The organism is Nostoc sp. DSM 114160, from assembly GCF_053470305.1.
Genome location: NZ_JBPFGO010000001.1, coordinates 2772338 through 2793421, shown reverse-complemented (window position 1 = coordinate 2793421; position 21084 = coordinate 2772338). Strand labels below are relative to the sequence as shown.

18 protein-coding genes and 1 pseudogene are annotated in these 21084 nt (G+C 41.5%); 12 read left to right on the top strand and 7 right to left on the bottom strand.

Features of this window, described 5'->3' with window-relative positions:
• Positions 1–79: 79 nt before the first annotated feature.
• Together NSTCB13_RS12420 and NSTCB13_RS12415 are read right to left on the bottom strand one after the other, a co-directional pair.
• Entirely contained in the window at positions 80–1126 is a 1047-nt protein-coding gene (locus NSTCB13_RS12420) for a DUF1611 domain-containing protein (protein WP_448272546.1), read from the bottom strand.
• A complete protein-coding gene (locus NSTCB13_RS12415; protein WP_448272545.1) occupies positions 1110–2162 on the bottom strand; it encodes a dipeptide epimerase in 1053 nt (350 codons plus the stop codon). Before NSTCB13_RS12415 ends, NSTCB13_RS12420 begins: the two co-directional genes overlap by 17 nt.
• 131 nt (positions 2163–2293) lie before the next feature.
• Here NSTCB13_RS12415 and NSTCB13_RS12410 point away from each other — a divergent pair, with 131 nt between their 5' ends.
• Positions 2294–2845 carry an NUDIX hydrolase gene (locus NSTCB13_RS12410; protein ID WP_448272544.1) on the top strand — a complete coding sequence of 184 codons (552 nt, stop codon included), beginning with the start codon at positions 2294–2296 and terminating at the stop codon, positions 2843–2845.
• Between the two features lie 22 nt (positions 2846–2867).
• The gene (locus NSTCB13_RS12405) at positions 2868–4307 is read left to right on the top strand and encodes a toll/interleukin-1 receptor domain-containing protein (protein WP_448265043.1); all 1440 of its coding nucleotides are present in this window, start codon (positions 2868–2870) and stop codon (positions 4305–4307) included.
• A gap of 75 nt (positions 4308–4382) precedes the next feature.
• Here the strand turns inward: NSTCB13_RS12405 and NSTCB13_RS12400 are convergent, their stop codons facing one another.
• Positions 4383–5306 (bottom strand): nucleoside hydrolase, encoded by a 924-nt coding sequence (locus tag NSTCB13_RS12400; RefSeq protein WP_448272543.1) that lies wholly within the window; start codon positions 5304–5306, stop codon positions 4383–4385.
• Between the two features lie 14 nt (positions 5307–5320).
• Here NSTCB13_RS12400 and NSTCB13_RS12395 point away from each other — a divergent pair, with 14 nt between their 5' ends.
• The 6 genes from NSTCB13_RS12395 to NSTCB13_RS12370 all read left to right on the top strand — a co-directional run bounded on the left by NSTCB13_RS12395 (position 5321) and on the right by NSTCB13_RS12370 (position 10572).
• A complete protein-coding gene (locus tag NSTCB13_RS12395; protein ID WP_448272542.1) occupies positions 5321–5752 on the top strand; it encodes a nucleoside deaminase in 432 nt (143 codons plus the stop codon).
• A 684-nt stretch (positions 5753–6436) separates the two neighbouring features.
• Entirely contained in the window at positions 6437–8113 is a 1677-nt protein-coding gene (locus tag NSTCB13_RS12390; RefSeq protein WP_448272541.1) for an alpha-amylase family glycosyl hydrolase, read from the top strand.
• A gap of 19 nt (positions 8114–8132) precedes the next feature.
• Positions 8133–8390 carry a hypothetical protein gene (locus tag NSTCB13_RS12385; protein WP_448272540.1) on the top strand — a complete coding sequence of 86 codons (258 nt, stop codon included), beginning with the start codon at positions 8133–8135 and terminating at the stop codon, positions 8388–8390.
• 46 nt (positions 8391–8436) lie between these two features.
• Complete coding sequence (locus NSTCB13_RS12380) at positions 8437–8931, top strand: anthrone oxygenase family protein (RefSeq protein ID WP_448272539.1); 495 nt, start codon at positions 8437–8439, stop codon at positions 8929–8931.
• Positions 8932–8978: 47 nt separating this feature from the next.
• Positions 8979–9602: a class I SAM-dependent methyltransferase gene (locus NSTCB13_RS12375; protein ID WP_448272538.1), complete on the top strand. Its 624-nt coding sequence runs from the start codon at positions 8979–8981 to the stop codon at positions 9600–9602.
• A gap of 76 nt (positions 9603–9678) precedes the next feature.
• Entirely contained in the window at positions 9679–10572 is an 894-nt protein-coding gene (locus NSTCB13_RS12370; RefSeq protein ID WP_448272537.1) for a lysophospholipid acyltransferase family protein, read from the top strand.
• 179 nt (positions 10573–10751) lie between these two features.
• On the opposite strand, the gene NSTCB13_RS12365 is transcribed toward NSTCB13_RS12370, so the two are convergent.
• Complete coding sequence (locus NSTCB13_RS12365; protein WP_448272536.1) at positions 10752–11717, bottom strand: SGNH/GDSL hydrolase family protein; 966 nt, start codon at positions 11715–11717, stop codon at positions 10752–10754.
• Between the two features lie 263 nt (positions 11718–11980).
• Between NSTCB13_RS12365 and NSTCB13_RS12360 the strand changes: the two genes are divergently transcribed.
• From NSTCB13_RS12360 to NSTCB13_RS12350, 3 genes and pseudogenes are all read left to right on the top strand, one after another.
• Positions 11981–12121, top strand: a complete 141-nt coding sequence (locus NSTCB13_RS12360; protein ID WP_190240958.1) for a hypothetical protein — start codon at positions 11981–11983, stop codon at positions 12119–12121.
• 175 nt (positions 12122–12296) lie between these two features.
• Positions 12297–15192: pseudogene (locus NSTCB13_RS12355) on the top strand (glycerol-3-phosphate acyltransferase).
• Positions 15189–15536 (top strand): cupin domain-containing protein, encoded by a 348-nt coding sequence (locus NSTCB13_RS12350; RefSeq protein WP_445628253.1) that lies wholly within the window; start codon positions 15189–15191, stop codon positions 15534–15536. Before NSTCB13_RS12355 ends, NSTCB13_RS12350 begins: the two are co-directional and overlap by 4 nt.
• A gap of 268 nt (positions 15537–15804) precedes the next feature.
• Here NSTCB13_RS12350 and NSTCB13_RS12345 read toward each other — a convergent pair whose 3' ends face one another.
• A complete protein-coding gene (locus tag NSTCB13_RS12345; protein WP_445628254.1) occupies positions 15805–16161 on the bottom strand; it encodes a hypothetical protein in 357 nt (118 codons plus the stop codon).
• 866 nt (positions 16162–17027) lie between these two features.
• Between NSTCB13_RS12345 and NSTCB13_RS12340 the strand changes: the two genes are divergently transcribed.
• Entirely contained in the window at positions 17028–17390 is a 363-nt protein-coding gene (locus tag NSTCB13_RS12340; protein ID WP_445628255.1) for a ribosomal maturation YjgA family protein, read from the top strand.
• A 288-nt stretch (positions 17391–17678) separates the two neighbouring features.
• Here NSTCB13_RS12340 and NSTCB13_RS12335 read toward each other — a convergent pair whose 3' ends face one another.
• Positions 17679–18725, bottom strand: coding sequence for a glycosyltransferase family 2 protein (locus NSTCB13_RS12335; protein ID WP_448265035.1), 1047 nt, complete (start codon positions 18723–18725; stop codon positions 17679–17681).
• Positions 18726–19246: 521 nt separating this feature from the next.
• Entirely contained in the window at positions 19247–20977 is a 1731-nt protein-coding gene (gene cobJ, locus NSTCB13_RS12330) for a precorrin-3B C(17)-methyltransferase (protein ID WP_448265034.1), read from the bottom strand.
• Between the last annotated feature and the right edge of the window lie 107 nt (positions 20978–21084).

Genomic DNA, 21084 nt, shown 5'->3' with positions numbered 1-21084 from the left:
AGGCAGAAGGCAGAGGGGAAGAGGATTTGACTTGTTTCTTTCGCCCTTCCCGCAGGTGCGCCTCCGTTGGAGACTCACGTTAATTATTCATCACCGCATCTAAAAGCACATTCGCATCAAAGCGGACTACATCAGTGCAAGGTAGCCCCGTTTCTGCTATTGTTTGAGCGATGCTTTCCTGAGCCGCAGATTCATCTAAATGGGCTGTGTTCAATGCTATACCCGCTACAGATACACTTCCAAAAGCACCACCAGCATTAGCAACAGCTTCATACAGCCGAATCACCTCTGGTAAAGGTGGAATGATGACATGGGGATGATTGCGGACATGGACTTGTCCCGCCCGATGTACTAACAGCAGTTGGGTTGGTTGCGAACCACGGATTAGGGGTAGAGTTGCTGTTGAACCAGGGTGTAGCAGCGAACCTTGTCCTTCAATGTGCAAGATGTCGTAGTTTTTGCCATAGCGCATAACAATCTGTTCCACAGCACCGGCGGCAAAGTCTACCCGCACGGCATCTAAAGGCACACCGTCTCCTTCTAACATCATCCCAGTTTGCCCTGTGGCGAGGAATTTAGAACGCCAGCCCCGCAATTTTGACGCCCAATGTAACTCTAGGCTAGTTGACATTTTACCAATCGCCATGTCGGTTCCCACTGTCAACACCCGTCGGCACGGAAGGGTACGTGCCATTCCACTAGCAACGCTGATATTAGATGGTTCTTTGCGGACATCCCAAATTAGTTGCCCTGGTTTGAGCAGTGCATTTAATTCTGGCATACTTGCCATTGATGTATGTAAACCATTCACCAAAGACATGCCCGCTTCTAAAGCGTCTTTGATTTCTAGCCAGTAATCATCTGGTACAGCACCACCTCCTGGAGCAATACCAATTACTAAAACTTCCGGTTTGTACTCTAGGGCTGCGGCTACCGATGCCACAATCGGCACATCACGCTTGATACCTGTTAATTCTGGTAGGGATTTACCAGCACACTCGCGATCGATTACGGCTACAATTGGGGCTTCACTGTAACGTAAAATTGCTAGCCCTGTTTTGCCGTGAGTCCCAATAGTCCCTTCATGTAGCAAGATAGCTACTCGTTGATTAAATGGTAGACGCACTGTGTTGTACTCCCAAACCTGGTAAATCGTTTGGCAAAACTTTTCCTTGTTTTAGTAATGCACCTGTAAAAGGGTCATCAATTAAGTTCAGGTGACTGTCTAAATCTAAATAATCAGCTAGTGGTGCTAGCTGTAATGCTGCTGTATTAGCTAGCGAACTGTCAGAATAGCAACCGAACATTACTTGCAAGCGATATGCTCGTGCTGTATGTACCATTCGCATTGCCTCTGTTAGCCCCCCTGATTTCATTAGTTTGATATTAATGCCATCCACGTAATTTGCCAAATTGGGAATATCAGCGCTGGTGAAACAACTTTCATCGACAAAGATAGGTAAAGGAGAGTGTTGTTTGAGTTTGGCTAAACTTTTTTCTTCTCCCCGTGGCAATGGCTGTTCTACATACTTTATACCTAAATCAGCCAGCCAATTGCACATGGCGATCGCATCTTCTAAACTCCAACCCCCGTTGGCGTCAACAAAAAACTTTAGTTCTGGCGCTTCTTCTCGTACTGCTAAGAGCATTTTTTGATCTGCATCTATGCCATCTGGGCTACCTAGCTTCACCTTAAAAAGACGGACATCTGTAAATTGTAACCAGTCTCGCGCTCTCGCCCTAGCGCCTTCAGCTGAATTAATCCCAATTGTGACTGAAGTCGGGACTATTTGATTGCGATCGAGTCCCCAAAGTTGCCACAAAGGTAAACCTACGCGCTTACCCAACCAGTCATGCATTGCCATATCCAAGGCAGCTCTTGCAGCAGAAGGAATTTGGTTTTGTGTTAAAACTTGCTCAATTTCCTGACGTTGTAAGGGACTGAATGCTTGTAACAGAGGCACAACTTGCTCTAGAGTATCTTTGATTGCATCAGTTGATTGCCGATGATTACCCACACCAAACGGCGATGCTTCCCCCCAGCCTACGATATCATCATATAAAATCTTCACCCACACATTCGTTGTTTGTGCCGTTGTACCCCGACTAATGGTCAAGGGAAATCTCTTGTTTACTGTAAATAAATTTACATTTATTTGCATACTTATTCTGCATATTATGTTATTGCAAAAGCCAGTGTAAGTTCAAAATTTAAATTATCGGATACATCTGTTATACTTTTTTACATTCATTGCAAACTTTTTATACATACATTTTATTTGTTACTTAGTTTATGAACAACTTAAAAAAATGGAAGATTTTAAAATCAAAAATGGTTTTAGATAATCTTTGGTGTCAGGTAAGGCAAGATGAAATAGAATTACCAAATGGTAAAATTATAGATGATTATTTTGTCAGTATTAAGCCTGACGTTGCAATGATTTTACCTATCACTAGTCATAGAGAAATTATTTTTGTCCGGCAATATAGACACGCAGTCGGTGAATTTTTCTTGGAACTGCCAGCAGGTAATTTCGATCCCACAAAAGAGAGTGCAGAGGTAGCGGCGATTAGAGAACTGAGAGAAGAGACTGGTTATATTCCCCAAGAATTTAAAAAAATTGGAACTTTATACGATAAGCCGAGCAAAGATACCAATCAAATACATTTATTTTTAGCAGAAAATGTGAGCAAAGACGGAGAGCAGCAACTAGATATTACAGAAGAGATTGAAGTTGTACTTATTCCTGTAGAATCAGTTTTAGATAAAATTGCCCAAGGTGAAATTTCTGTTGCCGGAACTATTGCGGCTCTCTTATTAGGTTTAAACTTGCTAAATTATTAATAATCATCTAAAAGTAATTATTATGTTTATCTTTACAGTAACTGCTGATACTTTCCTGAAAGTTCGTCCAAGTGAGTTAGCGGAACTAGCTGAAGATGAAAAACTTCTCATTCAAGTCAAAAGTACATTAGAGGTTATTTCTTATGTTGAGGAGGAAGAATATTACAGAATTATCTTGAAAAACTCTATCAATGGGAAAGATACATGGTTTATCCGTAAGAAGTATATTAAAATATCTGTTTTACAGGATTTATCTGAATACACTCCAAAACCCGCGACATCTGATGCACCACCAGACGTGTTACTATACCAACCTAGACCTACAAGCCAACAAGCTAGACCTAAAAGCCTGACAGACTTGGTAGAGACTCAAGGCTCTACAAGTTTTTGGAAGAAGCTGTTATCGGCTAATATCAACTTAGAAAATATTCGTAAAGCCTTGAAATTTTTGGGTGACGATTTGGATAGTAAACCCATTGAGTTAAAGGTAGGAGCAAATAGTAATGTTCCAGTAAATGAGTTGGGTTGGGATAGTAGCGATATCAAGGATGAAGAAGAAGTTATTAAGCAGTTAAAAGCGCAACTACAAAAAACCCCAACTATTCAAGAACGATCTCCACAACCTGCTGATATAACGAAAGATTTGGTGGATTGCAGTGTGTTCAGTCCTTCTTCTGTAACTCCAAACGATATGTTCCTCGTCCAAGTATTTGTTCATCTTCCTGAACAAGTTGAATTTGCCAAACAGAATGCTCAACAATTTGATCCTGATGCTAAACAGTTAGGAGCAAGAAGTTTAGGATTACCTATTCAACGCGGAAGTGAACTCACTTTTAACCTGTCCATTCCAAAACTAGAAGTAGATGAGCCAATTCAAAAGTTGAGTTGGAATGGTAGAGCAGATTCTATTCAATTTGGGGTCACGGTTCCTGCTGATATCACTCAGAAAACAGTCATTGGAACTGTTACTGTAAGTCAAAATACAATTCCCCTTGGTCATCTAAAATTCAAGTTATCGATTATTGCTTCTGCATCTTCTACATCCAAAGACCCTCATCTAGTAGGAGAAGTTGCTCGACATTATAGAAAAGCATTCGTCTCTTACTCTTCTAAAGATCGGATAGAAGTTCTTAAAAGGGTGCAGGGACTAGCTGTAAGTGGTATTACAGTTTTTCAAGATATCCTTAATTTAGAACCTGGCGATCGCTGGGAGCAAGAACTTTATCGCAACATTGATGAGTGCGATTTGTTTCTACTATTTTGGTCTACTGCTGCGAAAGAATCACCGTGGGTACTTAAAGAAGTCTTGTATGCTCTTGAGAGACAAGGTTCTGATGGATTGCGTTCCCCGGAAATTATTCCTGTAATCATAGAAGGGCCACCGCCTGTTCCCCCACCTCCTGAATTGCAGAATCTCCATTTTAATGACAAACTTCTTTACTTGATAGCGACACCTAAATAGCAGACAGTAATCGAACAATTCACTTGAAGTGCACTATTAAAAGCTCGTTGTTGGTAGGCGATTATTTTCAGTTTTTTATCTTGCCCATTGCCGCAAAATATAATCATAAAAAGCCTCTTTATCTACCTTATCCATTGCATAGATTTTCCGACCACCAGGAACTACTTTAGTCCGCCCTTGACTAATACCAGTGGTGATAATTTCTGTTTCCCATTCGCGCAATTGATAAAATTCTGGATGTCCTAGATAAGCCGTTGCCAACACATCCCAAAAATAATAATCTTGAGGAATAACTAGTGCATAACATTGTCCGGCTAAATCAGAGATGGGATAGTGGCGTTGTCGTCCCATTTTGTATACTAGCTCCGATGTGACTGGGACATTGTTAGTTAAATCCAAAGGACACATAATAATTTCAATTTTGGTTTGCCATACCCGCGCTGCTGAAACCGCATCCCAATAAACATTCCATTCGGCAGAACCATCTTGTCCAGGTTCCAGACTTTTTTCCACATTCCCACCAACATTTAACGCACCCCCCATCCACACAATTTTGTGAATCTTGGCTTCAATGTCTGGTGCTTTGTCTAAAGCCACTGCTACCGTTGTCAACGGCCCAGTGACCATCAACGTTACGGGACTTGATGCGCCGCGTAACACCTGTATCATGAAATCTTGACCTGTTTGAGCAACCAATGGCGTAGTAATGGTTTCCCTTTGATTGAGAATGGGGAGATGGTCAACGATAAACGAATCACGGCGATAGAGAGTAGGAAATGGATTGATCCCGCGCACAGTGCTTTTTGCTACCGGGATATGAGAAAATCCCATCAAATCTATAATTTTACGTGTGGCGCTAACAGCCGGTTGAACGTAGCAATCTGCTGGAGTGACAACAACACCAAGGAGTTCAATACGATCCATCGTCAACAGCAGCATAGTTGCTAAATAATCATCTACACCGCCATCGTGATCCATTAATACTAGTTGTTTTGTCATAAAAGGAGAATTATATGGATGAGTTTATGAAAGCTGCAATTCAAGAAGCAAAACAAGGCAGACAAGAAGGGGGAATTCCTATTGGTTCGGTTCTTGTCAAGGATGGCAAAATTCTCGGCAGAGGACACAATAAACGCGTGCAAGACGGCGATCCTGTTACCCACGCCGAAATCGATTGTCTCCGCAATGCTGGGAGAGTTGGCAGTTATAGAGGGACAACACTCTATTCAACTTTAATGCCGTGTTACCTATGCGCTGGGGCAGTGGTACAATTTGGCATTAAAAAAGTCATCGCTGGAGAATCTAGAACTTTTCCTGGTGCTAAAGAATTTATGGTATTTCACGGTGTGGACGTTATCGATCTTAATCTTGACGAATGCGAACAAATGATGAGTGAGTTTATTGAAACTAACCCCGAACTTTGGAATGAAGATATTGGTAAATAGTCATTTGTCACTTGTACTGAGCGACTTGTCCTGAGCGTAGTCGAAGGGAGTCGAAGTATTTGTCATTGGTCATTGGTCATTGGTCACTTGTACTGAGTTTCGACTGCGCGGTAATCGAGCGAAGTCGAGATTCAACTACCGCGTAGTCGTTGGCGTGGTCACTGAGCGTAGTCGAAGTGCAGCCTCTCTAAGAGTTGTATTGGTCATTAATTATCTATCCTCCTCTGCTCCCCCGGTTACTGAGCGTTGGTCATTGAGTTTCGACTGCGCTCAACTACCGCGTAGCCGAAATGAGTCGAAGTATGCTCCCCTGCTCCCTACTACCCACTATCCATCTTTTAAGGATAGATATTTTAAAATCAGCTAGTATAAAGAGTAATGTGATGCCAGGAAATAGTCACTGCGTTTACTGTCTTGAAATAGACATTTAATTCCAGAAGGTATGGAATTAGATTTGAGAAACAAACCTCAGAGATAATTGAGCAAAACTATCATATCATGTCCGCATAATTAGTTATAATTTAGATAGCTATTGCACCCCTAAAATCATAGCGATCGCAATATCTGTCTGAAGTTCAGCAGATTAGGAAAATATTGATAATACTTAAGAAAGAAGCTGCTGATTATTTTATATTACACAATAATTTTAGTTACTGTAATTAGCTAAAATTTAAAAGTGTGAAAATGGCAAATTTAACTGAATTTTCATTATTTGCTCCTCGCAACAAAGGAGCAGCTTTAATTGGGTCTTTTTCAGATTGGAAAGAAATTCCCATGTCAAAAGATGAAGATGGTTATTTTCGCACGAAAATACAATTGGAAGACGGTGTTTATCAATATAAATTTCGCATTCAAACCAAAAGCCCAAATTTTGCACTTGATGAATGGATAGATATCATTGACCCCAAAGCGACAGATGTTAATGAAACAGAAAAATACGGCATAGTACGCATTCAAGATGGGCAACGCATTGTTGATAATTACCTTTGGCAAAATGATGAAACGCCGTTGCCTGATAACCGAGAATTAGTTATATATGAAATGCACGTTGCCGATTTTACTGGTGATGAAGTTGATTCTAACGAGCGAGGCAAATATTTAGGGATAATTGCTAAGTTAGATTATCTTTGCGAATTGGGAATTAATGCAATTGAATTAATGCCAGTTAATGAGTACCCTGGTGATTATAACTGGGGCTATAAAATTCGCCACTTCTTTGCTACAGAATCTAGTTACGGTTCAACAGAAGATTTAAAGCGGTTGATTGACGAGTGTCATGGTAGAGGCATTCGCGTTTTTATGGATGGAATTTATAACCATACAGATGAAGAATGCCCTTTAATACTAATTGACCGAAATTACTGGTACTACGAACACAAACATTATCCTGAAGACCCAAATAATTATTGGGGACCAGAGTTTAACTATGATAATTACGACAAAAACTTAAATATTAAACCTGCATGGGAATACATCGGCGATGTGGTAAAATTTTGGATTCAGGAATATCACATTGATGGAATTCGCTTTGATGCAGTGCGGCAATTGGCTAACTTTGAATTTTTCAACTGGCTGACTAAGGAAGCGAAAAATTATGCTGCACCTAAAGAGTTTTACAACATTGCTGAACACATTCCCGATACAAACACTGTAGTCAAGCCAGATGGCCCATTAGATGCTTGTTGGCATGAAAGTTTTCGCTACTTTATAATTCCATATATTTGTGGGAAATCATTTGAATTAGAACAACTCAAGCAGATTTTAGATCCCAAACAGCAAGGTTATGCGATCGCTACCAATGTAATTAATTATTTGGCAACCCACGATCGCGAACGTGTATTACGAGAATTAGGCAATTGCGGCATCTTTGACGCCGCCGCATTTGAACGAGCTAAGTTAGCTGCTGCTGTGTTAATGACAGCGATGGGTATACCGATGCTGTGGATGGGAGAAGAGTTTGGCGAATATCAGCAAAAAAGCGAAGATGTGACCAAACCGCAAAAGATTAATTGGTCTTTATTGTCAAACGCTCAGAATCATGATTTATTTGAGTATTATCAAAAGTTGATTGCTCTACGCCGACAAAATCCAGCTTTGCAAAGTGATAATATTAAGTTTTTCTTTGAAAATGCAGATAATAAAGTGCTGGCTTACACCCGTTGGGATGAGCATAATTCTCATGTCATTGTCGTGGCAAATTTCTCCGACCAAAATCTAAATCAATATAAAATTTCAGACTTCCCAACTGCTGAGTATTGGCGAGATTGGGTTAGCAATCAAGAAGTGAAATCTAAAGAGGATGGTTTAGTTACTGACTTACCAAGCTATACAGCTAAAATATTTGTTTCAAATTCACAGTAATGTAGTCTGTAGCTTTTTAATGTCAAAAGGTTATAAATACATTGTCGCAAGCAGTGCGTTCACTGGAGGTGTTGGCGCAGCCATCGCTCGTCAAACAAACTGCTTGCGTCGCAACAAAGTAATAAAACTAGCGATGGGAGCAACAGCAAATAAAATAATATCGTGTCCGATCGGATCAGCCCAAAACCCAGATTGTAGAGACGCGATTTATCGCGTCTTGAAAGACCAATCATCTACACCAATAACCCTTAACCCAAGCGTATTGTGTGTGACATAACACCATCTGCGAATAAGGCATTAGGCAGTAATTAACAGGAGGCTTTATGGTAATTGTTGACAATTTGCGCTTTCCGTTGACGCTTTTGACAGCACTAGGCTGCGGGTTGGTGGCTGGCGTCTTCTTTGCCTTCTCGACTTTCGTGATGAATGCCCTTGCCCGACTCCAGCCAAAGGAAGGCATTATTGCCATGCAATCGATCAATATCACTGCGATCAATCCGTTGTTCATGTTGGCACTCTTCGGAACGGCTGTGGCTTGCATCTTTCTAGCGATTTCCTCGGTGTTAAAGTGGCATCAACCTGGTGCTGCCTATTTGCTTATCGGTAGCCTCCTGTATCTCATTGGCACTGTTCTAGTGACGATCGCCTTCAATGTGCCACTGAATGATGCCTTAGCGATCGCCAAACCGGATAGTACTGAAGGCGCAAACCTATGGGCTAGATATCTTACCAATTGGACGTTCTGGAACCACGTTCGGACAATAGCGGCACTTGCGGCAGCACTTATACTCGGACTGGGCGATCGCACGGTGAAATAGAAATGATCGATATGTATGATACCCTTTGCTCGGTAAAATGAAGCTATATGAGTATTCAAGCAGCATACGATAATTGGTCAGCCACATACGATGCTGACGAAAATCTGACGCGCGATCTCGATCGAATCGTCACCAGAGAAACCTTGATGGGTTTGAAGTGTAAATCAGTCGTAGAAATTGGCTGTGGCACTGGTAAAAATACGCTTTTGCTTTCACAAATTGCTCTGAAAGTTTGTGCGATCGATTTTTCAGCACAGATGATCGAAAAGGCAAAAGAGAAAGTGAGGTCTGCGAATGTAGTGTTTATTACCGAAGACATTACCAAGCAATGGACTTGTGATAATGAGTCTGCCGATTTGGTCACTTGTAATCTTGTTCTAGAACACATCGAAGACCTCAGCATGATATTTTCAGAAGCATCTCGTGTCTTAGTCAAAGGAGGACACTTTTTCATCTGTGAGCTTCATCCATTTAAGCAATATCAAGGAACAAAAGCTAATTTTCAAAGACAGCAAGAGTCCGTTGAAATTCCGGCATTTGTGCATCATCTATCGGACTTTTTGAACACAGCGAAAGTTCATGACTTCCAACTTGAAGACTTCAAAGAATGGTGGCATGAACAAGATAAAAATAAACCACCAAGGCTTGTGTCAATCTTGTTGAGAAAGTAAAGACAATTTTGGTGTATTGAAATTTAGAGCAGTTGCAGAGATACTTGCAAGAGTGATAGAAGATGAGCGATTAATTATGGAATTTCCAAAACAGGTAGAGAATATTTCTGTCAGCGCTGACAATACTTTAACATCAGAATTCTCGAAAAAGATTCATCACTCATTAACACAGCGAGATCCTCAGTTTATTGAATCATTGATGCCTATATGGTCATGGTTTTACCGTTATTACTTTCAAGTAAAAACTGATGGATGGCATCACATCCCAACAACAGGGAAAGTACTACTGGTTGGCTCTCACAATGGGGGAATGGCTTCTCCAGATTTAATAATGATGATGTACGATTGGTTTTCGAGATTTGGAACCGAGCGTTTGGTGTATGGTCTAATGCACCCTTACGCTTGGAAAGTGAGTCCAGAAATAGCAGGATTAGCTCAGAAATTCGGAGCAATTGTTGCACATCCCAAAATGGCTAGCGCGGCTTTCGATCGAGGTGCTAGCGTTCTGGTATATCCTGGTGGACAATATGATATGTTTCGTCCTCATAGCCAACGTTATAAAATTCATTTTGCCGGTCATCAAGGGTTTGTCAAGCTAGCTTTAAAACAAGAAGTTCCAATTATTCCTGTAATTTCCGTAGGCGCTCATGATAGCTTGATCGTATTATGTGATTGCTATGATTTCATCAAACAATTGCATCAGTGGGGATTGCCGTGGTTATATGAATTAGACCCTGGTGTTTTCCCAATTTACTTAGGTTTGCCTTGGGGCTTGTCTATTGGCCCTCTGCCAAATATTCCTTTACCTGTGCAAATTCACACTCGTATCTGTCATCCAATTATTTTTGAAAGATATGGTCAAGATGCAGCTAGAGATCGTAACTATGTGAATGCTTGTTATGAAATAGTTCAAAGTCAAATGCAGGAAGAGTTAAATAATTTGGTTAGAGATACTCAGAAATCTAATTAAACCTCGTCTACCTTGAAAACCGTAGTTTTGTAGGTTGGGTGCAGCGATAGCGTAACCTAATATAAATAAGGTGGTAATGTTGGGTTGCGTTTCACTCCACCCAACCTACATAAATATATCTTTTAATATTTTTTAAAAAACTCTAGGTTTCAACATAGATGAGCTTTAAAACACGAATATTAGTGATGAAGTGACTTCTCACCCAGTAATTCCAAAAGCGATCGCTCCATAACTTCACTGACAAATTTATTTCCTTGCAAGTTGAGGTGAATGTGGTCGTGAAACAAACCTTGGGGGTTGGTAGTTGAATTAAAATTCGGTAAAAAGTCTATATAGTTAATTTGCTGTGCTTTGGTAAAATCGCTCAAGCGCTGACGTGCTTTAATTTCGTAATCGCGGGGGCCTGGTTCACCAATTTCTCGTAGTAAAGGAGTCATCACCAGCAGAAATTTGCTGTTGGATTGGCGAGTCAAGGCTTGAATTTTAGCGATCGCTTCCAAATTAATCCCCACGCGATCGCCTGATTCATTTTGCACGGCTTGCAGTTCAGGAATTGGCTTTTGCTTGACGATATAACGCTGCCACACTTCCACTAATGCCAAGGGAGGTTTACGATCGGGATAATTGCGATCGCGTCCTACTGGTAATGAAGTAGGAGGAGTAGCAAACAAATCATCGGTATTAATTAATAACACCACTGCTTGCGCGTTAAAATTGCCAAACTTCTCCAAATAAGCTAATTCATTTCTTGGCCCCCAAGAATTTGCTGAAGCATTTAGCACTTCTACTTCCTGATAATTACTATTAATAGATGATGCTAGAGAACGGATCATCAAACTAGATATTGTATTAGTCTGATCTGTCCACCAGCCACCATTAGCAATAGAATCACCTAAGAGGAGAATTCGCAGCCCAGAAGGTGCAGGTATCTTTTTTATCGGACTACCTCGCATAGAATATTCATTAATTTCAATGCGATTCCCAAAACGACGGGTACGTTGGTTAGGAGCCAACAAATAACCAATTTGCTCATCGCCAATATAAATTAGGGGATTACCAAAACCAAACAGCGATCGCAATCCAACCTCAATTACCAGAAACAATCCCACAACCACCGCCAAAATTACGCTCAGTGCTATTTTCACCTACTCACACCCTCTGATACTGAGTTGCTTTTCAATGATACTGGGGGATTGGTGATTGGGGATTGGGGATTGGGCATTGGGCAATGTTATTTTCATTGTCCCCTTGTCTCCTTGTCTCCCTTGTCTCCTTGTCCCCCTTGTCCCCTTATCCCCACTCCCCACTTCTAAATTTTTAAAGTGAATTTAACGTCATCCGCAAAGAGAAGGACTACAATCAAGACGGACAAATATTTCATGCTCCAACAACAGAGGATTACAAAGCTGTGTCCGACTTAAATCGCGGAATTATGAAATTTAAGGGTGCAGATTCCCCTAAAGTAGTCACTATCTCTACCGTGTTGCTTCTGGGATCGATCGCTGCTCTCGTAATCTGGGCGCTGCAAGCTGCCTATGCGCTAAACTAAAACCATTAGTAGTCTAGAAGGACACTTGTCTTAAACGGTTTCCGTCTTAACCAAGTGTCCATTTAGCAACTAATAAATAAACCCCCCTAATAACCATCAAAAATTTCAGAAAAACTTTAGATTTTAGATTTGAGGTTTTAGATGGAAAATTTAAATCTAAAATCCAAAATCCAGAATGTTTGAACCTTGGGGTATCTTAGTTATTTTAATTGTCTGCCCCCTTTTGGGCGGATTACCCCTGATTGCATGGATAACTTACGCCCTCAAACGGAAGCAGTTATCACAAGTTGGTACAGGAAATATTAGTGTATCAGCTGCCTTTTATCATGGGGGTAAAATTGTCGGAATTCTGGCAGTCTTGTCAGAAGCATTTAAAGGAGTTGCGGCAGTCTTACTCACCCGCATTTTCTTCCCAGATGGATCGTCTTGGGAATTGCTTGCCCTAATCGCTCTGGTAATCGGTAGATATTGGATAGGCAGAGGAGCAGGTACGACAAATGTTGTCTGGGGATTTGTCGTACACGATCCACTGGTAGCGATATTTGTATCTTTCTTTGCAGGTATTACTTTTACAATTCTGCAATCAAGAAAGTTAGTCAAATTTGGGGTTTTGCTACTTTTTCCTTTGTTTGTGGCACTTCTGCACTTTAGCGATATTCCCAGAATACTTGCTGCTGTAGCCTTAGCTGGTTTAATGGGCTGGATTTACACCAAAATTCCTGATGATATGAAACTGCCAGCCCAAGAGGCACAAACTGAATCTCTTGCGATGTTGGAATTTTTACGCGGCGAGCGCACAATGGTTTCTCTAGATGAAGAGTTGAATGCTGCCATAGTCGGAGAAAAGGCAGCAACATTATCTCAAATTAAGCGCTGGGGCTATCCAGTGCCGAAAGGATGGGTGCTAGCACCTATCGACAATCCAGAAGGGTTAACAGAATTTCTCCAGCCATCAGAATTATCCCCCTTGGTGGTGCGTTCCTCCGCTATTGGAGAAGACTCAGAATACGCTTCTGCTGCTGGACAGTATGAAACAGTTGTAAATGTTACTAGCCAAGAGGCATTACAAGAAGCGATCGCCCAAGTTCAAGCTTCCTACAATCATCCCTCCGCTGTCCAATATCGACGCGATCGCGGCTTAAATGATACAGCAATGGCTGTGTTGATTCAGCAACAAGTTCAGAGCGTGTATTCTGGTGTTGCTTTCAGCCGCGATCCCATTACCCAGCAAGGCGATGCAATCATCATTGAAGCCCTTCCAGGCAGCGCGACGCAAGTCGTTTCGGGAAAAATCACACCAGAACAATATCGCGCTTTTGTCGTTGAAACAGAAAATTCTTACTCTGTACAATTAGAGGGGTCAAGGACGAGTCCCGCAATCATTAATTAAGCAAGTTGCTTACCTTACTTACCGACTCGAAAAACGTTATCATGGCACTCCTCAAGATATCGAGTGGAGTTATGATGGGCAAACGCTTTGGGTGTTGCAATCTCGACCAATCACCACTCTGTTGCCCATCTGGACACGCAAAATCGCTGCGGAAGTGATTCCTGGAGTAATTCACCCCTTAACGTGGTCAATCAATCGTCCTTTAACTTGTGGAGTTTGGGGAGAATTTTTTACTTTAGTTTTAGGCGATCGCGCTTTGGGGTTAGATTTCACCAAAACAGCAACTCTGCATTATTCCAGAGCCTACTTTAATGCGTCCCTCTTAGGAGATATTTTTCTGAGAATGGGGCTACCGCCGGAAAGTCTGGAATTTTTAACCAGAGGAGCTAAATTAAGTAAACCTTCCTTGCAGTCAACTTGGGAAAATTTGCCAGGACTAGGAAAGTTGCTGAAGCGGGAATTGAGTTTAGAAAAGGACTTCAAGGAAGATTATCACAAACGATTCATTCCTGGGTTGTCGCAGTTGGCGCAGTCAGATATAGATAGCTTGGAACCACCCGCGTTGTTGGCAAGAGTTGATTTTATTCTGGAGTTGCTGCGTTATGGAACGTATTACAGCATTTTAGCTCCCTTGAGTGCCGCTCTGAGACAGGCGATTTTTCGGGTAAAAGATGGGCAAATCGATCATAGCGTCACTCCAGAAGTAGCGGCATTGCGATCGCTCAGTGCGATCGCAACAGATGCCAAGCAGATATTGGTTGAGTTTGAGCCACAGCAAGTATTTGAGCAATTAAAGCAAACCCCCGAAGGAGAAAAGATCCTCCAAGAATTTAACGAATTGCTGCAAGATTACGGCTACTTAAGCGAAGTAGGAACCGATATCTCCGTTCCCACTTGGCGGGAAAATCCCCAAATGATTCAGCAGATGTTTGTGCAGTTAATGCAGGGGAACGAACCACAAGCAGGTGCTAAAGACGCAATTAATAGTATCTTTGCCAGTAAGCGCAAACGCTCTTTTGTGCAACGCCGCGTGGATATCAAAGGACGAGTCACCGAAGTTTATTCCCGGCTTTTAGCTGAATTGCGTTGGAGTTTTGTGGCTTTAGAGAAAATTTGGTTAGAGTCTGGTTTACTTAGGCAAACAGGCGATATCTTTTTTCTCAATTTTGATGAAGTGCGGCGTTTAATTGGAGATGAAGATTCCAGCTTAATCGAACAGTTAAATGAGTTAGTGGAATTTAGGCGATCGCAATTCCTGCAAGATAGCGAGATTATTCAAGTACCTGTTTTAGTCTACGGCAATACACCTCCTCACCCCTTAGCTCCCTCTGAACTCTACTCTGACCAAATTTTACAAGGCATTGGAGCCAGTCACGGGCAAGCCGAAGGTAGGGTGAAAGTGTTGCGAAATTTACAAGAAGTGCCAGAAGTCGATCGAGATACGATTCTAGTAGTACCTTATACAGATTCCGGCTGGGCACCATTATTATTAAGGGCTGGAGGATTAATTGCCGAAGCTGGAGGAAGACTTTCTCACGGTGCGATCGTTGCTCGTGAGTATGGAATTCCCGCCGTCATGGATGTTCGCGGTGCTACATGGATCTTGCAAGATGGTCAACGAGTCAGGATTGATGGGTCTAGGGGTATTGTGGAATTATCTAACGATTTAAGACCCGAATGATTACCACTTCCTTGAAAGACTTGCCTGAAGAATCGGTTTCTCACAATGCCGAAATCAAGAAAAAGGTGATGTTACGCTTCGGCGATTTACCTCACCTAACTAACTTTTCTCAAGCACGTTTTGCTCCTGGACAAACCGCACCAGCACACGCGCATCAAGATATGTGCGAGGTATTCTTTGTAGAAGCTGGTTCAGGAGTAATTCACATTGATGATACAGAATACCCCTTGCTTCCGGGAAACTGCGTAGCCATTGAACCGGGAGAAGTACACGAAGTTGTCAATAGTGGCTCAACCGAACTTGTTTTGACATACTTTGGTTTGCGAGTCGAAAAATCGAGCTAATCATTAGACCTCTTGGCATTTGTGCCTTTTGCAAGAGGTCGGGAAATGGGGAAAGGTGAAAGGGGAAAGGGGAAAGGTTTTGAATACATCCTTTCCCCTTTACTCCTTATCCTTTCCCCAGACCACAAGGAAAGTGAAAAATGCTTATCCGAACCGTATTGACCCCCTCTTGGACACGGAGAGGAAAGTCAAAACCCTAATTTCTCGTTGCTCATCCCTTTCGCCGTGGGAGAGGGAGGCTGTCCGGGAGAGGTTCATCGAACTCACGTTAATATACCAAGGGTGTCGCCCCGCGCATCTGACGCAAAGAATTTATACAAGCAGGACAATCACAACCAAATAAGTCGATTGCCACATTGCTTTCTTCATCATTAAACTCCAGCATGGGAGCATCTTCTTGAGAAAACTCTATTTCACGTTGATAGTTAGGAATTTGAGCCAATACAGAAGCCCTGGCACATACTAAACCCACTTTATGTTTATTGCGTATACAAGATAGACGATCTGTGCTTTTGACTCCTGGTTCTGGCTCCATAGCTTGTGCGTGATTCAGCATTACTCCCATAGAGAGAAGAGAGCTAATCAGCACTGGAGAAGAAAGCAAACTCAGTATGAATTTGTTCATTGGTTTTCTTGAAAAACAATCTCGATTGCTCAGATTATCCGATTAAATCTTACAGTGCAAGTAAATGTGTATCAGGAATAGCCCAAAATTCAGATGTAAAGACAATACTTTTCGGTTAAAGGGGAAAGGGAAAAGGTTTGAATTTACCTTTATCCCTTACCCCGATGTTGGATTTTTTGGCGTTAGGGACTGACAAATAAAAAAATATACAACTTTTCTTGTAAGGTGGGCGTCTCGCCATTGGTGTCAAATTAACGTGAAACCGAACGTCCGCTAGGGATTAAAATCCCTGTCTCATAGCAAAAGTCCTCACTCAGAGGACTGAAGATTACAGTCCATTTTAATGGACTTGGGTTATTAGACTGCCGTTTTAACGGTGGGCGGACGCTTCAGTCAAAGTAGAAGTTGCTACAAGCTGCGCAAAACACGGAAACGCGAAGGCAGAAGTTGTTACAGGCTGCGCGAAACACCGAAACGTGAAGGCAGAAGCTCTTACAGGCTGCGCGAAACACCGAAACGTGAAGGCAGAAGCTCTTACAGAGAAGACGGAAGTTGTTACAGGCTGCGCGAAACACCGAAACGTGAAGACAGAAGCTCTTACAGAGAAGACGAAAGTTGCTACAGGCTGCGCGAAACACAAAAGTGTTAAAGCAGAAGTTGCTAAAGGGAAGGCAAAACAGAGAAGTTTATTGTTATACGAGGACTTTAATACTCAAAATAAGGGCTAGAGCCGCTTACTACAAACTACAAATCCGATTTTTCTGTGACACTTGCGTAAGTCCTATAATAGGATTTTCAACAGACTTTATCAAAAATTAAAGAGGTTGATAGTCAAAGTAGGTATTTTTTGAGCGCTATTGATTGCCATGTTTATCTTCAATAAAAAATATTTTTATCTCACACTTTTACTATTTTTAATAGAGGTATGTATTGCAGTTTTTATAAATGATAGTTTTATTCGTCCTTTTATCGGTGATGTTTTAGTAGTTATATTAATTTATTGCTTTGTCAAAGCTTTTTGGAATATACATTCATCCATAGTCGCTTTATCAGTTTTTGCCTTTGCTTGTGCAATCGAGATTCTGCAATATTTTAATTTTGTAAATAATTTAGGATTACACAAATACAAGGTTTTGGCTGTTGCTTTGGGAAGTGTATTTGATTGGAAAGATATTATTGCTTATGCAATAGGTATCATAATAGTCCTATGGTTGGAAAATAGAACATGATTACTCGATCGAGTATTTTGCGGCGTTCAATAGGGGGAGTAAATTCACGAAAAATATTCTAAATTCCATCATATCTATCTCCAATACAAGTCAGTATAAGAGCTATGATTTGGCTGTTAACCCAATTAGATTACAAGATTATTTTCTTGGAATGAGGCTGCGTAGGCGCAGCCCGCCGTAGGCATCGCAACCAAGTTGTGAAGACGTACAGCTTTATCATCTTTCCAATCACAGGGTTGTCCGATTACTCACTTCTCTCATATTTTTATAACAATCTTTTGGTTTTACTTATTTATTATTTTTAGGAGAATATAAACTGGGATGCATTGGTTTTCTTCGTTTTACTTGAAGATTATAAGGCATTTCAAAAACTAATTTATTACCCATCACATAGTATTGAAATCGACGTTTGATAATATCGTTAAATCTAGAAAGAAAATCATAAAAAATGATCGGATTTTTTCGGAATTCTCTCAATGCTAATAACCAATTTCCTTGTTTGAGAGGCAATAAAACTTGATTGTAAGCTAAATTTTTGTTATAAACTGCAAGATTAGAAGACAGAGCACGCATTAAAGCTAGATTTTTTTTCACAACTTTTTGCTGCATAAAAGAATAAGTAGCTATGCAAGATTGATTTAGACGTTTTAATCGGCTTTCACGTACAAGAGAAGAAGTGCGTGAACGGTAGAAATAATAGGCTTCTGGCACTAGAAAAAAGCGAGCGCCATTAATTAAGCATTTCATGTCAAGCCAAAAGTCCTCAGCTATGCTTAGGGTTTCATCGTACTCAATGCTGTGTTTAACCAAAAATTCTCGTTTGAACATAGGCTTACTTAAACCAAGATGTAGCCCTGGTTTTCCATAGACATCTGTCTCTACGAAATAAACGATATCAATTTGGAGAATTTTATCTATATGTTCTCCACTTTCTTGAATCAATGTACTCCAAGGAGATGTTGCACCATCTTTGATAAAATAAACATCGTCTGCAATCATATCTGCATTTGCTTGTTCTGCCAGCAACACAAGCTTTTCTAATCTTTCATGAGCATACCAGTCATCTGAATCCAGAACAGCAATCCATTCTCCTTGGGCTGCTTTGATAGCAAGATTACGCGCAGCAGAAACCCCAAGGTTTTGTGGATTAACTATCACTTTGAGACGTTCATCGGTAAAACTCTTGGCAACTTCTACAGTTTTATCAGTTGACCCATCATCGACAACGATAACTTCAAGTTCAGCGAGTGTTTGATTTAAGACTGACTCTATTGCCTCCTTAATATAAACTTCAGTATTGTAGGCAGGGATAATTACAGAGACTTTAGGATTCATCAAACTAAACTCCTGACTAATCGCTATATGTTTAGATTAGAATGTTAAAATTCCAATGAAAATTTGTTGAAGTAAAAATTCAGAAGTCAAAATCAAGACACTTAAGGATTCCTTAGCGTTAGCGTTAGCGTCACTGCAAGAGAAGCCTTTGGTAGAGAAGGAGCTTCGCTCTCAATCGGGAACTTAGACCCATTAATGAATTCTTATATCACCAAATTTTCTTGTTTTGTGAGGTTCTTAAAGCTGATGATTTCTTTGCTAATTGTCCAGAATTCAGAATAAATTATGAATTTTGAGAAATGTATTTTGTTTGATAATAATTTATTTTTTCATAGCGTAATCATCAATGATTTTTACTTATTTATATTCCAGATAAGTGAGACTTATTGGAATTTTTGTTTGTATGAACTACATACACGAGTTGTATAGTAGCACAACTGTGACTGCTGTTGTAAAAATTCAAAATTTTGATGATGTACCAGTTGCTGTTGCACGTTTTTGGGAACTTTTATGCATGTTCCTCAGATTTTCTTGTGTGTATAGCGACGCGGCGTATAAACCCAGATATTACCATCACGGCGCTTGATAGTTCGGGTTTTTGTGGAACCAACGAGAATAATTGTCCGCATATCAGCGCTTGCTGGCGTTAACTGCTCAAGTGCGATCGCTTTTACCGTTTGTCCTGGGCGGCCGAGATTCCGGGCCAATACTACTGGTGTATCTGGTGTTCGATGTCGCAGCAAAATATTTCTCGCTTCTGCCAGTTGCCAAGTACGCTCTTTGGAAACAGGATTGTAGAAAGCAATAACGAAATCAGCCTCAGCAGCAGCCGTAATTCGTTGGGCGATCGCAGACCAAGGTTTCAAGATATCAGAAAGGGAAATAGCACAGAAGTCATGCCCAAGGGGCGCACCAATGGCTGCTGCTGCTGCCTGCATTGCAGAGATGCCTGGGGCCACATGAATGTCGATACTGTCCCATTCGGGTTTAGCATAGCGATCGCATACCTCAAAAACCGCTGTTGCCATTGCATAGATACCGGGATCGCCAGATGAAACTACAGCTACATATCGCCCAGATGCAGCCAAATCTAGGGCCATTTTTGCTCGTGCTTCTTCTTCGCGGTTGTCAGATTCATGCCGTTGCTTGCCATCAGCCAGAGAACCAATTAAATCTAAATAAGTTTTATAACCCACTAGGTCAGTTGCCGACTTGAGTATCTCCTTCACTTCGGGAGACATCCACGGCGAACCACCAGGGCCCGTGCCAATAATCGCTAACCGTCCGCGTGGCTGACCGATGGTATTGGGGTCAATTACTTGAGGGGCAATAGCGATCGCAATGTTAGCAGAAGGAGAAGATAAAGGGGATGTACCTGTGGCGGCGATCGCTGCGGCTTGGGCGGGGCTATAACCTTGTGAAAGTAGACTTTCTAGCTGATTTGGGGTAAAAAAGCGGGTGGGCACTTTCAAGGCGCTAGCTACGGCGTGGATTGCGGGATCGGCGGCGGCGATGGGTGCAAATATCCCGGCGACTGATGCTGTTTCTAGTTTGGCATCAGCTAGTAGCTGTGGTACTAAAGCTACTGCATCATCAATCATGCCACTCATTGCGATCGCGATCGTTGCTGGATGGTAGACAAGGCAGTTGGCTGTAGGAGTCACCAAACGTTCTGTAACTTGGATGGTCAAATCTCCCTTGGGATCTATCGGTAATTTACTATCGCTTAACCAAGGTGCTATTCCTTCGAGATTAACTTGCGCCCCAGCTAACACATCTGAAATAAATTTCTTCGCATCGTCTGGGTTTGCTAAATGGTATCCAGAGGGAGGAGATAACAGCGTTGTGCCTAAACGTAAATCGCCTGTGGTCGTAATTGCAGCTTTGACATCCAGGGCTTCGGCAATGCGACGCGCTAAATCGTTTACTCCACCAAGTCCGCCCAAAAGAGGGACAACAGCACTACCATCTTCAGCTACAGCTAGCACTGGTGGTTCCTGTCGTTTATCCGAGATTACCGGAGCTAACGTCCTAATTAAAATGCCGGCAGCACAAATGCCAATCAACGGCCTTCCCTGCACAAATAACTCGCGCAGCGTCTCGCCAAAATTCGTAAAGCTAATATCAACCCCAGATGTGCGACCCTCTAAACCGTATAGCGTTGCCCCTGGTAGGACAGTGATTATTTTGCGTGCTACTGTCACGCTATTTTGACCTAGTATTAAAATGGCGGGTGCAACATTCATTATCATAAGTAGATATCTTGCAAAATTTGATATCCTTCAAATGAAACCACAGATTTAGTCATATAGTAGCTTTTTTAAACCTATTTTGGGTTTATCCCATATTAGGTTTTAGA

Excerpts from the sequence above, each read along its gene's own strand:
- NSTCB13_RS12415 (WP_448272545.1), bottom strand. The coding sequence starts at position 2,162 with ATGCAAATAAATGTAAATTTATTTACAGTAAACAAGAGATTTCCCTTG.
- NSTCB13_RS12410 (WP_448272544.1), top strand. The coding sequence starts at position 2,294 with ATGAACAACTTAAAAAAATGGAAGATTTTAAAATCAAAAATGGTTTTA.
- NSTCB13_RS12405 (WP_448265043.1), top strand. The coding sequence starts at position 2,868 with ATGTTTATCTTTACAGTAACTGCTGATACTTTCCTGAAAGTTCGTCCA.
- NSTCB13_RS12400 (WP_448272543.1), bottom strand. The coding sequence starts at position 5,306 with ATGACAAAACAACTAGTATTAATGGATCACGATGGCGGTGTAGATGAT.
- NSTCB13_RS12395 (WP_448272542.1), top strand. The coding sequence starts at position 5,321 with ATGGATGAGTTTATGAAAGCTGCAATTCAAGAAGCAAAACAAGGCAGA.
- NSTCB13_RS12390 (WP_448272541.1), top strand. The coding sequence starts at position 6,437 with ATGGCAAATTTAACTGAATTTTCATTATTTGCTCCTCGCAACAAAGGA.
- NSTCB13_RS12385 (WP_448272540.1), top strand. The coding sequence starts at position 8,133 with ATGTCAAAAGGTTATAAATACATTGTCGCAAGCAGTGCGTTCACTGGA.
- NSTCB13_RS12380 (WP_448272539.1), top strand. The coding sequence starts at position 8,437 with ATGGTAATTGTTGACAATTTGCGCTTTCCGTTGACGCTTTTGACAGCA.
- NSTCB13_RS12375 (WP_448272538.1), top strand. The coding sequence starts at position 8,979 with ATGAGTATTCAAGCAGCATACGATAATTGGTCAGCCACATACGATGCT.
- NSTCB13_RS12370 (WP_448272537.1), top strand. The coding sequence starts at position 9,679 with ATGGAATTTCCAAAACAGGTAGAGAATATTTCTGTCAGCGCTGACAAT.
- NSTCB13_RS12350 (WP_445628253.1), top strand. The coding sequence starts at position 15,189 with ATGATTACCACTTCCTTGAAAGACTTGCCTGAAGAATCGGTTTCTCAC.
- NSTCB13_RS12345 (WP_445628254.1), bottom strand. The coding sequence starts at position 16,161 with ATGAACAAATTCATACTGAGTTTGCTTTCTTCTCCAGTGCTGATTAGC.
- NSTCB13_RS12340 (WP_445628255.1), top strand. The coding sequence starts at position 17,028 with ATGTTTATCTTCAATAAAAAATATTTTTATCTCACACTTTTACTATTT.
- NSTCB13_RS12335 (WP_448265035.1), bottom strand. The coding sequence starts at position 18,725 with ATGAATCCTAAAGTCTCTGTAATTATCCCTGCCTACAATACTGAAGTT.
- cobJ (WP_448265034.1), bottom strand. The coding sequence starts at position 20,977 with ATGATAATGAATGTTGCACCCGCCATTTTAATACTAGGTCAAAATAGC.